Raw genomic sequence first — 13,294 nt, forward strand, 5'->3', positions numbered from 1 at the left:
CGGCGCCACCGCGGCGACCGCGCTCACCGCGACCTCACCGCGCGCGACGGCCAGCAGTGCCGCCGCGCCGCCCGCGCTGAACCCGGCGAGCGCGACGGGCCCGTCCGGCAGCCCTAGGTCGCGGCGGATCTCCGCGAGGGCCGCGGGCAGCCCGGCCGCGGCCTGCTCGACCGCGCGGCCGTAGGCCTCGATCGCCTCGTTCTCCAGGATCGCGCCGGAGCCGAGCCCGCCCGGCGAGCGGCCCGGCAGGTCGAGGTGGACGCGCCACACCGGCACGCCCGTCATCGGGATCGCCGCCGCCAGCGCCGCCGCGGTGCGCGGCGGGTCGAACCCGGGCCAGGCGATCATCAGCCGCGTCGGCCCGGACGCGGTCGCGTCGACCGCGGTGGGCGGCAGCGCCACGTACGCGGCGCCCGCCGCCGTCCCGTGCACGGGCCTGGTCGTATGGTCGCCGCTCATGGCGTGGATCAGCTCCTGCGGTGCTCGACGGGCGGTGCCGGTCGTGCCTCAGGGAGGCGGCGCCCCTCCCTCGTGGCCTCTCATGCTGGCAGCGGGCGCCGGATAATGCGGCGGAATCACCGCACGTTGCCCGCGAGAGTGACGAAGACCTCACTTCCGGTAACCCGAACCGGCCCGTACGGGAACGGCACCGCCGGGTGCAGGAACGGCCGCGTGCGGTGCGCGGACGGGCCGCCGACGATCATTACGGCGGGCGCGGCGGCGCACCGGTTGTGACACGGGCCTCATGACCGCCGGAGGGGAACAAAACCGGCATGATCCGCGTCATAGAGGAACGTGGGCGCTGCGGGGGCGCGCCCTCAACAACCTGACCGAGGAGTGCCTGTGGACAGGAAGCGCAGCACGGCCGCCGCCGGGCAGGCCTGGCAGATCTACAGCGAGACCCTCCAGCCGGACGCGCCCGGCTTCTTCGAGCGGGTCCGCGCCGTTCCCCGGATGCTGAAGTCGGTCCTGCGCGGCCGGTACAAGGGGATGTCCTTCGGGACGCTCGGGCTGCTCGCGCTCGGCCTCGTGTACATCATCTCCCCGATCGACGCCATCCCCGACGTCATCCCGATCGCCGGCATCGCCGACGACACCGGGCTCGCCCTGTGGCTGGCCGCGGTCCTCGTCAAGTCCGCCGGCGACTTCGTGACCTGGGAGCGCGGCGGCCGCCCCACCGTCATCGTCGGCGAACCGATCGACTGACCCGCACGACTTCGAAGGCGAGACCACCGCGACGGTGGTCTCGCCTTTCTCATGCCGTCGGGCCCAGCTCCTTGGCGAACCGCTCCGCCGCGTCCCGCATGACCGGGACGACGTCGGCGACGGCCTCGCGCGTCATGCGGGCGGACGGCCCCGACACCGACAGCGCGGTCAGCGCGGGCGCCCCCTGCAACGGCACCGCCACGCAGCGGACCCCGATCTCCTGCTCCTCGTCGTCCACCGCGAAGCCCTGCTCGCGGATCCGGCGCAGCTCGGACAGGAGCGCGTCCTGGTCGGTGAAGGTGTTCGGGGTGTGCGCGGCCATCCCCGTCCGGCCCAGGATCTCGCGCACCCGCGCCTCCGGCAGTTGCGAAAGCAGCGCCTTCCCCACGCCGGTGCAGTGCGGCTGAACGCGCCGTCCGACCTCGGTGAACATCCGCATTGAGTGCTTCGACGGGACCTGCGCCACGTACACGGCCTCGTCGCCTTCGAGCACGGCCATGTTCGCGGTCTCGCCCACCTCGTCCACCAGCTGCGACAGGACCGGGCGCGCCCACGTCCCGAGCAGCCGGTTCGCGCCCTCGCCGAGCCGGATGAGCCGCGGGCCCAGCGCGTACCGCTTGGACGGCTCCTGCCGCACGTACCCGTGGTTCACCAGCGTCCGCATGAGCCGGTAGATGGTCGGCATCGGCAATCCGGACACCTCGGTCAGCTCCGACAGCGCCATCTCGCCGCCCGCGTCCGCCAGATGCTCCAGCAGCTCGAACGCGCGCTCCAGCGACCGTACGGCCTCCGCCACCCGCGTCTCCTCTCCTCGCGATGCCCCCGATTCTACGGAGATCTGATTTCGCCACGCGAAAGAGGGGCCTCGCTTCGGACAAAGCACGTTACTCATGGCCACAGAGTGGCAATAAGTGACTACACACGGCGACGAACGCCGCCCCCCTGCGAGCAATAGAGAAAGTGAACCGCGAGAGGGGACCACGTGCGGACCGGTGGCAGCAGGACACGCAGCAGAGCGCGCGTCGGCGCGATCATGGCGAGCGGCGCGCTCGCCGTACCGCCGATGGTGCTCACCGGGTCCGCGGCGGAGGCGAACCCGCCGGAGGTCCGGTTGCTCACCGAGACCTCGACGTCCGCCGGGCTGTCCGGAGGGCCGGGGTACGCGCTCGGCTACACCGTCCGCGTCCACGCCGAGGGCGGCGTCGCGCACCACGCCGTCCTGCGCCTGCTGGCCGGCGACCCGCTGTCCTGGACGAGCCACTCCGCGGACTGCTTGCAACTCGACTCCGGCCACGAACTGCGCTGCGACCTCGGTGACGTGGGCGGCGCCGCGGTGACGCGGACCGGCACCGTCTCCGTCCCGTCCTCCGCGGTGGGACGTCCGTCCGCCGCGCCGCCGGCCATCCTCACCTTCGCCGAGGCCGACAACGCCGAGCCCCGCTCGACCCGCGCCGTCCTCGACTTCGGGCACGGCGACACGTCCGCACCGGCGGACGCCCCGCCCGCGCAGCCCGGCGCCGCCCCCAACGAGGACGCCGCGCACTGCAGCGGCGGCGCCGACGCCCCCTGCCACACCGACGCGGCACCCCCGGCGACCGGCACCACCCCCGCTCACCAGGGACAGCCTCCGGCCCAAGCCCAGCCCGCCGACCCGCCGCAGCAGCAGCCCCGATCCCCCCAACACCCCGACCCCGCGACGCAGGACCAGCCCGCGCCACACGAACAGCCCGCTCCACACGGCAAGCCCGCGCCGCAAGGTCAGCCGGCTCAGCATGGTCAGCCGGCGTCGCATGGCCAGCCCGCGCCGCAAGGTCAGCCCGTCCCGCAGGGTCAGCCTGCGCCGCAGGGGCAGTCTGCGCCGCAGGGGCAGTCTGCGCATCAGGGCAAGCCCCGGGCTCACTCCCATGGGCGACCCGCGCATCATGGTCGGCCTTCGCACCATGGTCGGCCCGTGCATCACGGTGGGCCCGCGCATCATGCTGGGAACGCACAGCACGGTCGGCCTGAGCAGTTGGGCAAGCCGCGTGCCGCAGGCGGGCAGCAGGCGCAGCACTCCGCGCCGGTGCAGCAGGGGGTGCCTAGCCAGCAGGGCGGATCGGCCCACCATGGCGTGCCGGGGAGCGGGAACGTTCCGTTTCATGTGGGCGCGCCCTCGCGGCCGGACGAGTCGGCTGCGGACGACGGCTGGGCGGCGGGCGACGAACCGTCGCTCTCGTCCGGCGGGAGCGGGACGCACTGCCGGGACGGGCGGGCTCACGACGAGACGTTCGGCGAGCCGTGCCATGAAGGCTTCGCCGGAACCGGCGGTTCGGGCGAGGACGGCACGCCCCGCGGCGGGTACGCGGGGGAGGAGCAGGTGCCGAACATGCCGATCGTCCCGACGCCCGGGCCGCACGGGGTCGTCCTGCCGCCACTGAACGTGCCGGGCGCCGCGCCCATGCCGAACAGCCAGGCCATGGCGGGGACCACGAGCGACGACGCCCGTGATGGCGAGAGCCGGATGACGATGGTGTCGCCGGCCGGGATGCAGGAGGGCAGCGGCACCGACTGGGCCGTCGTGCTCGGCATCGCCCTGGTGGCGGAGATCGCGCTGCTGTGGGGCGCCGCCTGCGTGGGGCTGTGGCGGCGCCGGATCGCGCTCTACCGCGCCGAAACGCGGGCGGCGGAGGCGCGGGCGGCGGCGGCCGAGCGCGGCGGCGCGTACATCTGACGCGTGCGGAGGGCCGCGCCGAGGTGACGGGAGCGCGTGGTGCGCCGGGCGTGGACGCGCGATTCGGTGGCCGATCTCCGCATCCGGCGCCAAATGGTGGACCTTGTCGTTAAGCTGACCTGCTGACAGTAAAGCTGCGGTTACGGACAGGGGATCCGGTATGTCAGAGGCGACTCTGCGGTGTCCGAGAATCCCTACGCGACCTATCGGGGGCGGCACCGGCATGGGATCATGCAGCAGATCTTCGCCGCCGACCGGTAGTCCGCACACGGTCGGTAACGAATCCTGCGCCGAGGCGTGAAAAGGCCGTTCCTCTTGTCATGGCGGTGACAAACCCGGCTGAGGCGAATGTGGTGCGCGGCTAATATCGCCCGCTGCCTACCATCCGGTAGCTTCACGATCATCGCCGGTTGCCGGGGGGCGCCAGACGAGTCGTCCGGCCGACTGCACGCATCGCCGACGGCGCCCACCCCCCCACCGATGGCCCCGCCCGGCCCGTCCCCTCGGGAGAATGATCAATGGCATTGGGCTCGCTGCTTCCCGAACTCCTGCCCGGCGGCTCCGGCCGCACCCCGCTGATCGAACGGGTCGCGAGGTGGGCGAGGGAGAAGCCGGACGCCCCGGCCTTCACCTTCGTCGACTATTCGCTCGACCCCGCCGGCAAGCACATCACCCTGAACTGGGCCGACACCGACAGGCGCGCCCGCGCGATGGCCGTCGCGCTCCGCCAGGTGACCGGGCCAGGCGAGCGGGCCGCGCTGCTGCTGCCGCAGACGCTCGAGTACATGATGACGATGCTCGGCGCGATGTACGCGCACGTCGTCGCGGTACCGCTGTTCTCGCCGGACCTGCCCGGCCACGCCGACCGGTTGATCGGCGCCTACACCGACAGCGAGCCGGCGGTGATCGTCACGACCCGCAACGCGCTGCCGCACGTGGAGAAGTTCCTCGCGGACTCCAACGTCCCGCAGCCGAAGGAGATCCTGTTCGCCGAGGAGGTCGACGAGGCGCTCGCCGGCTCCTGGGACGACGAGCCGATCGGGTTCGACGACCTGGCGTACCTGCAGTACACCTCGGGGTCGACGCGCCGGCCCGCCGGCGTGGAGATCACGCACGGGAACGTGACGGCGAACGCGGCGCAGCTGTGGGCGGGCTGGGCGCCGGAGAAGCCGGACCCGGAGCTGGTGAGCTGGCTCCCGCTGTTCCACGACATGGGACTGATCGCGACGATGGCGCTGCCGCTGGTGCGCGGCGACCACGCGATCTACACCGACCCGGTGTCGTTCATCATGAACCCGATCCGCTGGCTGCAGCTGATCGCCGGGCGGCCTGGCAAGAACGTCTACACGGCGGGCCCGAACTTCGCCTACGAGTACGTGGCGTCGACGGCGTCGCCGGAGAAGCTGGCGGGCCTGGACCTGTCCGGGCTGACGACCTGCCTGAACGGCGCGGAGCCGATCCGCACGTCCACGCTGTCGACGTTCGCGGACGCGCTGGCCCCGGCGGGGCTGCGGCCGGGCGCGCAGGCCCCCGGCTACGGGCTGGCGGAGGCGACGGTGTTCGTCACCGCGGCGGCCGAGGACGTCCCGCCGAAGATCATCTCGGTGGACCGGGAGCTGCTCACCCAGGGCGAGCTGCGGCTGTGCGGCGCCGACGCCGAGCGGGCGAGCACGCTGGTGTCGTGCGGGCGGCCGTCCGGGCAGATCGTCGCGATCGTCGACCCGGACGCGCGTACCGAGCAGCCCGACGGCCGCGTCGGCGAGATCTGGGTGCACGGCCCGAACACCGCCGCCGGCTACTGGCGCAACTCCGAGCGCAGCCAGGACACCTTCGGCGGCGAGCTCGCCGAGCCGGACGGCGTGCCTGCCGGCCCGTGGATGAAGACCGGCGACTACGGCGTCGTCCACGAGGGCGAGCTGTACGTCACCGGCCGCATCAAGGACCTCATCATCGTCGACGGCCGCAACCACTACCCGCAGGACATCGAGGTCACCACGCAGGAGGCGCACCCCGCCGTCCGGCCCGACCACGTCGCGGCGTTCGCGCTGCCCGGCGAGGAGACCGAGCGGCTCATCGTGGTCGCCGAGCGCAACCGCCGCGTCCCGCTCGGGCGCCTGGACCTGGACGAGGTCGAGGCGGCGGTGCGCGGCGCGGTCAACGTCGAGCACGAGATGAGCGTGCACGAGTTCCTGCTGATCGAACCGGGTGGCGTGTCCCGCACGTCCAGCGGCAAGATCGCTCGTGCCGCCACGCGGCAGCGGTACCTGGACGGCGGGCTGCCCACCACGGCGGCGCGGCTCGCGTCCCGCCGGTAACCTCGGCGCGACCGGCGCCGCGCAGGCAGGGCGGGGCCGGGAGGACGGGCCGCGGGGCGTCGCGCCCCGCGGCCGTGACGACACAGGAGGACCATGCTCTCGGGGCTGGGGCGTCTGATCCACCGGCGGCGCTGGTTCAGCCTCGTCTTCATCCTGCTGGTGGCCGGCCTCGCGGGCGGCTGGGGCCTCGGCGTGTTCGCCAAGTTCAAGGCGGGCGGCTTCGAGGACCCGAACGCCTCCTCCACGCTCGTCGCCAAGCTCGGCGCGACGTACTTCGGCAGCACCAACCCCGACATCCTGGTCCTCTACAAGAGCGACACCATGACGGTGGACGACCCGCGCTACGAGGCCGCCGTCGTCACCACCGTCGCGCGTCTCCCCAAGGACCGCGTCGCCGAGATGATCTCGTACTGGGCCCTGGACAACGAGAAGGACGCGGCGTCGTTCGCGTCCCGCGACAAGCACGAGACGTTCGTCGCCGTGAAGCTCAAGGGCGACGACGCGGCCAAGCCGGAGAACTACCACGCGATCAAGGACCGGCTGCGGGCGCCGGGGCTGACCGTCCGGTACGGCGGCGCCGTCCCGCTCAACGAGGAGTTCGGCGAGCAGGTCACCGCCGACATCGTCCGCGCGGAGACCATCACCGCGCTGCCGCTGCTGATCCTGCTGGTGCTGCTGTTCGGCGCGGTCGTCGCCGCGTCCCTGCCGCTGGTCGTCGCGATCTTCTCGATGATCGGCGGGCTGGCCGTCCTGCACGTGGTCACCTATGCCGCCGACGTGACGTCCTTCGCGCTCGAGGTCGTCACGATGATGGGCGTCGGCCTCGCGATCGACTACTCGCTGTTCATCATCAGCCGGTTCCGCGAGGAACTGCAACGCGGCATGGCCGCGCACGGCATCCCGCCAGGGAAACCGTGGAAGCAGGAACGCGGGAGGGCCGCGCGCAGGGCCGCGAAGAAGGCGCACCGGGAGACGATGCGCCCGATCCGGGAGGACGCGCTCGCCGCGACCCTCGCGACCGCCGGCCGCACCATCATGGTCTCCGGCGTCACCGTCTCGGCCGCGCTCGCCGGCCTGCTGCTGTTCCCGCAGATGTTCCTGCGCACGATCGGGCTCGCGGGCATCGCCACCGTCATGGTCGCGGTGTTCGGCGCGACCGTCCTGCTGCCGACGCTCCTCGCCCTCCTCGGGCCGCGCGTCGAGGGCGGGCGGATGCCGTGGCGGCGCCCCACGTCCAAGCGCGCGCAGCGCGACCCCGACAGCGGCTTCTGGTACCGGCTCGGCCACAGCGTCATGAAGCACCCGCTGCCCTACTTCGCCGCGGTGCTCGTCATCCTGGGCGTGCTGTTCGGGCCGTTCCTGCACGTCCAGTTCGGCAGCGTCGACGCCCGGGTCCTGCCGAAGGACAGCGCGACCCGCGCCGTCGTCGAGACGGTCAAGAAGGACTTCCCGAACGGGTCCGCCGAGCCCATCGACGTCGTCATCTCCGGCGACCTGATCCCGCGCAACTGGAGGCCGACCAAGACGGGCGACAACATCCCGCCCTACCTGGAGGACTTCCGCAAGAAGCTCGCCGCGCTCCCGGGCGTCACCGAGGCCAAGTTCACCGGCTACTCCGGCACGTACGGCGGCGTGCGCATCTCCGTGACGCACAAGTACGAGCCCATGGACCAGCACGCGCAGGACCTCGTCAAGACGATCCGCGCCATGAGCCTGGTCAAGGACGGCTACCCGATGCACATCGACGTCGGGGGCAGCACCGCCGCGCAGATGGACCTGATGTCCAGCCTGATGCGCAGCCTGCCGAAGATGGCGATCGCCGTCGGCCTCGCCACGTTCATCCTGCTGTTCATGTTCTTCGGCTCGATCGTGCTGCCGCTGAAGGCCATCGTCATGAACGTGCTGTCGATCGGCGCGTCGTTCGGCGCGATCGTCTGGGGGTTCCAGTACGGGCACCTCGCCGGCGTCCTGAACTTCACCCCGACGGGCGGCGTCGAGGCCACCAGCATGATCCTCATCCTCGCCGTCGTGTTCGGCCTCTCCATGGACTATGAGGTCTTCCTGCTCAGCCGCATCCGCGAGGAATGGGACCGCACGCACGACAACCGCGCCGCGGTCGCGCGCGGCATGCAGCACACCGGCGGCATCATCACCAGCGCCGCCCTGCTGTTCCTCGTCGTCGTCGCCGCGTTCAGCATGGCCGGCATCACCGTCGTGAAGCTGATCGGCGTCGGCATGTTCGTCGCGGTCGTCGTGGACGCCGCGCTCGTCCGGTCGCTGCTCGTCCCCGCCACCATGCGGTTCATGGGCGCCGCGAACTGGTGGCTGCCCGGCCCGCTCGCCTTCCTGCACGCCAAGATGGACCTGCGCGAACACGCCCCCGCCGCCGCGGGGCCCGCGACCGTGGCGGTCCCGCCGCCGCTGCCGGAAGAGCAGCCGTACCCGTACCGGGTGCACTGGGAGCAGGCGACCGCTGCCGAGCCCGTCGCACCGGCGCCCCGCCCGGCGCCTCCCGCGCCCCCGGCCGCCGCGCCTCCCGCGCCCCCGCCTCCGGTCGTGGCGCCCACCCCCGTTCCGACGCCGTCCCGCGCGCCCATGGTGGACGCGAACGATGTCTTCAGACCGGCATTCCACCCCACTCCGGGCGGATCCCCCAACGGCGACCGCCCGCAACTGGTGTTCCGCGACGCCCCGCGACGCCCGGCGGCACAGCAGGCGCCCTGGGCCCCGTGGGCGAACGGCCAGCCGCAGCCCCGGCCCGTCCGCCCGCCGCGGGTCAAGCGCCGGATCGTCCCGTCCCCGGACGGCAACGGCTGGACGTGGAGCTCCGACTGACCGTCAGCGCAGCAGCCCCGCGATGATCTCCCGGGCGCGGCCCACGCCGTCCTCGGCCCGGATCCGCCGGCCCACCTCGTACGCGCGGTCGGCCATCTCCTGATCCTCGGCGACCCGCCGCAGCTTCCGGGCGAGCCTCGGCACCGTCATCGCGCGGAACGGCAGCGGCGACGGCCCCGCGCCCAGCGCGGCGACCCTCTCGCCCCAGTACGGCTGGTCGCCGAAGAACGGGCACACCACCGTCGGCACCCCGGCCCGCAGCCCCGCCGCGGTCGTCCCCGCGCCGCCGTGGTGCACGACCGCCGACATCCTCGGGAACAGCCACGAGTGCGGGACGTCCCGCACCGCGAGCACCTCGTCGTCCGACGTGTCCGGGTCGCCCTGCACCACGCCGCGGACCCCGGCCAGCCGCAGCGCCGCCCGCACGATCCGCCCGGTCATCTCCGCGTCCTTCGGCACCATGCTCCCGAACCCGACATAGATCGGCGGCGGCCCGGCCTCCAGGAACGCGGCGATCTCCTTCGGCGGCTCCCACTCCGGCTCGTCCAGGAACCAGTACCCGGTCATGTGCACGCTCGCCGGCCAGTCCTCCGGACGCGGCACCACGGCCTCGCTGAAGCACGCCAGCACCGTCGTCCCGTCGGGGCGCAGCCCCCGCAGCGGAAGCCGCCGCAGCCCGAGCCGCTCGTCCCGCCACGGGTTGATGAACGGCCGCGACAGCTGCCACGCGATCTGGTCGACCGCCCCGAAACTCGCCCGGTTCCCCCAGCGCCCCAGCAGCCGCGCCTGCGGCACGAACGGGTGCGGGAACGCCCCCGTCGGCCGGCTCGGCTGGAAGTGGATCAGCGCCCGCGGCACGTTCAGATGCTCGCCGATGTGCTCCGGCAGGAACCCCAGCGTCGGCCCGAGGATCAGGTCGGCGCCCTTGCACGCGTTCAGGCACTCGCCCAGCAGCCGCTCGGCCATCGGCCCGAGAATGCGGCGGAACCCGCCGAGGAACTTCACCGGGTTCCGCCCGCCGGCCAGCAGCTCCTGCCCCGCGTCCGACTCCAGGATCTCCGTCGGATCGGCCGTCAGCGGCGCCGGCTCCAGCCCCGCCGCCAGCGCCAACGGCGCGTACCGGGTGCTCGCCACGAGCCGGACCTCGTCACCCCGCTCCCGCAGCGCCCGCCCCAGCGCCAGGCACGGCTGGACGTCCCCCCGCGACCCGGCGGCGAAGATCACGATTCGGCTCACGGCAGCTCCTCACCAGGCATCGCTACGCGGACGCGGGTCCGGCTCACCGGCCGGCTCCTCGTCCTCTGGCACGTACGGCGCGTACAACCACCCGTCCGGCGGCGGCGGAGGCCACCCAGGCCCCCCGACTTCCGGCCTCTCACCCTCATCACCGGCCGCACCCCCACGCCCGGCCACCCACGCATCCCCAGGCTCCCCCTGCGGCAAGACCCGCCCGGCCTCGCTTCCGCCGACCTCGCTTCCGACCAGCCCGTCCCCGTCGGGCGCCACCTCCTCGCGCTCGGCGCTGCCGACGGGATCGTCCGCGCCTTCAGCAGCCGGACCAGCCTCGTCCGCTGCCACGACCGCGACTTCACCGCCGCTCTGGCCAGCCACGACCTCGCCGCCGACCTGGCCGCCCGCGGCGGACGGCACCGCTCGGTGGTCGCGTTCCTGGCGCTCGGCGGTGCCAAGAGGGTCGTCGGCGCCTCCAACTGCCGGGCCCGCACCGTCCGCTGTCGCGATCGCAAGTTCGCCGCCGGCCTCGGCTGTCCACCCGTCCGAAGCGCCGCCATGGCCGCTCGCGGCGGACGGCACCTCTTGGCGGTCGGCGCTGCCGAGCGGGTCGTCGGCGCCTCCGGCCGTCGAGCCGGTCCCGTCCGTTGCTGCGATCGCGAGTTCGCCGCTGGCCTCTGGTGCCCACACGTCCGAAGCGCCGGCCGGTACCTGCTGGTGGTCGTGCTCTCGGCTCTCGGCGCCCTCTAGCGGATCGGCCGACGGCTCGCCGCTGGGTGCGGACGGCAGGACTGTCGGCGCGGTGTTCAGTGCGTCGTCGCTGCTGGGCGGTTCTTCTTGTTCGGGGGTGCGGGCTCTGGCGCTGGCTTCGGCCGCTCGTTCGATGGGGAGCATGTCGTCGGGCGGGATCGGGGCCGCGAGGGGGAAGCCTTCCGGGGTGCCGAGGGGGTCGTCGCCGGGCGGGGCGGTGCCGCGGGAGCGGGAGGCGGTCTCGTCGTCGAACCACCGGCTGGCCGGCGGGCGCGGGGGGCCCTCGGGGGTCTGCGGCCACCAGGTGGGCTCGTCGGGGAACGGGTATTCCTCGGCGGGGCTGGTCCAGGTGGGGATGGCGGTGTCGGCCCAGTCCTGCCAGGGGGACGTCGCGTCCGGTGGCGCGGGGCGCCAGGCGGTGGGCGTCTCGTCGTCCGGGGTGTCGCTCCACCAGTGGGGGCCGGGGGTGGGGGGTGCGGCCATGGTCTCCGTTTCCGTCCTGAGGGAGAGGGGCGCGGGGACGGGTGCGGCTTCGGCGGGCCGGACGACGGGGAGCGGGTCGCGAGGGGTCGCGGTGGCGGCGGCGGTGGCGAGGGCGGGTTCCGGCTCGGTGACGAGCGGGGCCTGCTTGCCGTGCTTGGGGCCGGTCCAGCCGCGCCGGCTGGGCAGGGTGAGGCCGCTGATCACGCCGCCGATGAGGACGAGGACGGCGCCGAGGACGAGCCCGGAGGAGGTGCCCTTCCGGAAGGCCTCGAGGGCCTCGGCGCTCGCGCCCGTGTCCGGGATGTCGTGGATGAGGAGGCCGACAATGGCGATGCCGAACGCGCCGGACGCCTCGCGGATGACGTTGATGACGCCGCTGGCGACGCCCGCGCGCTTCTCCGGGACGGCCTTGAGCACGTACATGACCAGGGGCATGCCGAGAGCCGCGCCGACGCCGACGAGCATGACGCCGGGCATGAGGTCGGCGTAGCCGTCGCCGATCTGGAGGGTGGAGAACAGCACCATGCCGACGCCCATCAGGGCGAGGCCGGCGCCGATCGCGGGACGCGGGCCGATCTTGGCGGCGAGCAGGAACGCCACCGGGGTCAGCACCATGATCGCGATGGCGGGCGGCAGCATGACCAGGCCGGCCTCGGGCGGGGAGAAGTCGAGGAAGCGCTGCAGGAACGGCTGGGAGTAGAACATCATGCCGTTGAAGCCGATGCCGTAGAGCATCTGCGACAGCAGCCCGCCGGTGAAGACGCGGTTGCGGAAGAACCGCAGGTCGATCATCGGGTCGGGAGCCCAGCTCTCCACCACGATGAAGCAGATGAGCGCGATGACGCCGAGGGCGAACGTGCTGAGCACGGACGGGTCGGCCCAGCCGTGCTTGTTGCCGTCCTCCAGTCCGTAGATGAACGCGAACAGCATCGTCGCGGAGATCAGCACGCCGGGCAGGTCGATGCGGGCGTGCCGGTTCTTGCTGCGCCCGGTGAGGACGAAGAGGCCGAGCAGGATCACCAGGATGCCGGGCACGATGTTGATGAGGAAGATCCAGCCCCAGTGGAAGTGCTCGACGATGATGCCGCCGATGGTGGGGCCGAGCGCGGTGGCGCTGGACGCGGCGCCGATGAAGACGATGTTGCCGATGGAGCGCTGCTTGTCGTTGCGCCCGACGGTGACCATCACCTGGGTGGCGGGCAGGACGAGCGCGGCGCCGCCGCCCTGGACGATGCGGGCGAGGATGAGCACTTCGGAGGTGTGCGAGAGGCCGCAGACCGCCGAGGCGGCGGTGAAGACGACCATGCCGGTGGTGAAGGTGACGCGGCAGCCGTAGAGGTCGGTGAGCCGCCCGCCCGTGATCATCAGGCAGGAGAACATCAGGATGTAGCCGGTGGCGACCCAGTCCTTGGCCGAGGACGTCATGCCGAGGTCCGCCATGATCCTGGGCAGCGCGGTGAAGACCACCGTGTTGTCCATGGTGGTCATGAACGCGCTGACGGCCACCACCGCCAGCGCCCATCGGTATCGGCCCCGGGTCACCTGTCCTGCGGCGGCCCTTCCCGTGCCACCGGGAAATCCGCCGCTTCCCCCTAAATGCGATCGTGGCTATTGTTACGATTGGTTGGCATCCGGTCACTCAGCCCGCTCGCAGGGCAGAGTCCCACAACTATCCCATCAGGCCACATTGGTTACTGCCGAGTCTTGTCATCACCGTGACAAGTGCCCGGGGAGAAAAGTGGTCTGGATGCGCATCGTGAGCCGG

7 protein-coding genes and 1 pseudogene are annotated in these 13,294 nt (G+C 72.7%); 4 read left to right on the forward strand and 4 right to left on the reverse strand.

What is annotated here, in order from left to right; all coding sequences use genetic code 11:
* A pseudogene (locus ABD296_RS26325) lies at positions 1-459 on the reverse strand (hypothetical protein); the annotation flags it as partial.
* A gap of 384 nt (positions 460-843) precedes the next feature.
* On the opposite strand from ABD296_RS26325, the gene ABD296_RS26330 reads away from it, so the two are divergent.
* On the forward strand, positions 844-1,206 hold the full coding sequence (locus ABD296_RS26330; protein WP_344272423.1) for a YkvA family protein: 363 nt from the start codon (positions 844-846) through the stop codon (positions 1,204-1,206).
* A gap of 49 nt (positions 1,207-1,255) precedes the next feature.
* On the opposite strand, the gene ABD296_RS26335 is transcribed toward ABD296_RS26330, so the two are convergent.
* Positions 1,256-2,002: an IclR family transcriptional regulator gene (locus ABD296_RS26335; RefSeq protein ID WP_344272427.1), complete on the reverse strand. Its 747-nt coding sequence runs from the start codon at positions 2,000-2,002 to the stop codon at positions 1,256-1,258.
* A 186-nt stretch (positions 2,003-2,188) separates the two neighbouring features.
* Between ABD296_RS26335 and ABD296_RS26340 the strand changes: the two genes are divergently transcribed.
* The 3 genes from ABD296_RS26340 (at position 2,189) to ABD296_RS26350 (ending at position 9,066) form a co-directional block, all read left to right on the forward strand.
* Positions 2,189-3,916, forward strand: a complete 1,728-nt coding sequence (locus ABD296_RS26340; protein WP_344272430.1) for a hypothetical protein — start codon at positions 2,189-2,191, stop codon at positions 3,914-3,916.
* A gap of 518 nt (positions 3,917-4,434) precedes the next feature.
* A complete protein-coding gene (locus tag ABD296_RS26345; protein WP_344272433.1) occupies positions 4,435-6,231 on the forward strand; it encodes a fatty acyl-AMP ligase in 1,797 nt (598 codons plus the stop codon).
* Positions 6,232-6,324: 93 nt separating this feature from the next.
* On the forward strand, positions 6,325-9,066 hold the full coding sequence (locus tag ABD296_RS26350) for an MMPL family transporter (protein WP_344272436.1): 2,742 nt from the start codon (positions 6,325-6,327) through the stop codon (positions 9,064-9,066).
* Between the two features lie 3 nt (positions 9,067-9,069).
* On the opposite strand, the gene ABD296_RS26355 is transcribed toward ABD296_RS26350, so the two are convergent.
* Positions 9,070-10,302 carry a glycosyltransferase gene (locus tag ABD296_RS26355; RefSeq protein ID WP_344272438.1) on the reverse strand — a complete coding sequence of 411 codons (1,233 nt, stop codon included), beginning with the start codon at positions 10,300-10,302 and terminating at the stop codon, positions 9,070-9,072.
* Between the two features lie 9 nt (positions 10,303-10,311).
* Positions 10,312-13,071 carry an MDR family MFS transporter gene (locus ABD296_RS26360; protein ID WP_344272441.1) on the reverse strand — a complete coding sequence of 920 codons (2,760 nt, stop codon included), beginning with the start codon at positions 13,069-13,071 and terminating at the stop codon, positions 10,312-10,314.
* Positions 13,072-13,294: the final 223 nt, after the last annotated feature.

The organism is Actinomadura napierensis, from assembly GCF_039529375.1.
GTDB lineage: Bacteria > Actinomycetota > Actinomycetes > Streptosporangiales > Streptosporangiaceae > Spirillospora > Spirillospora napierensis.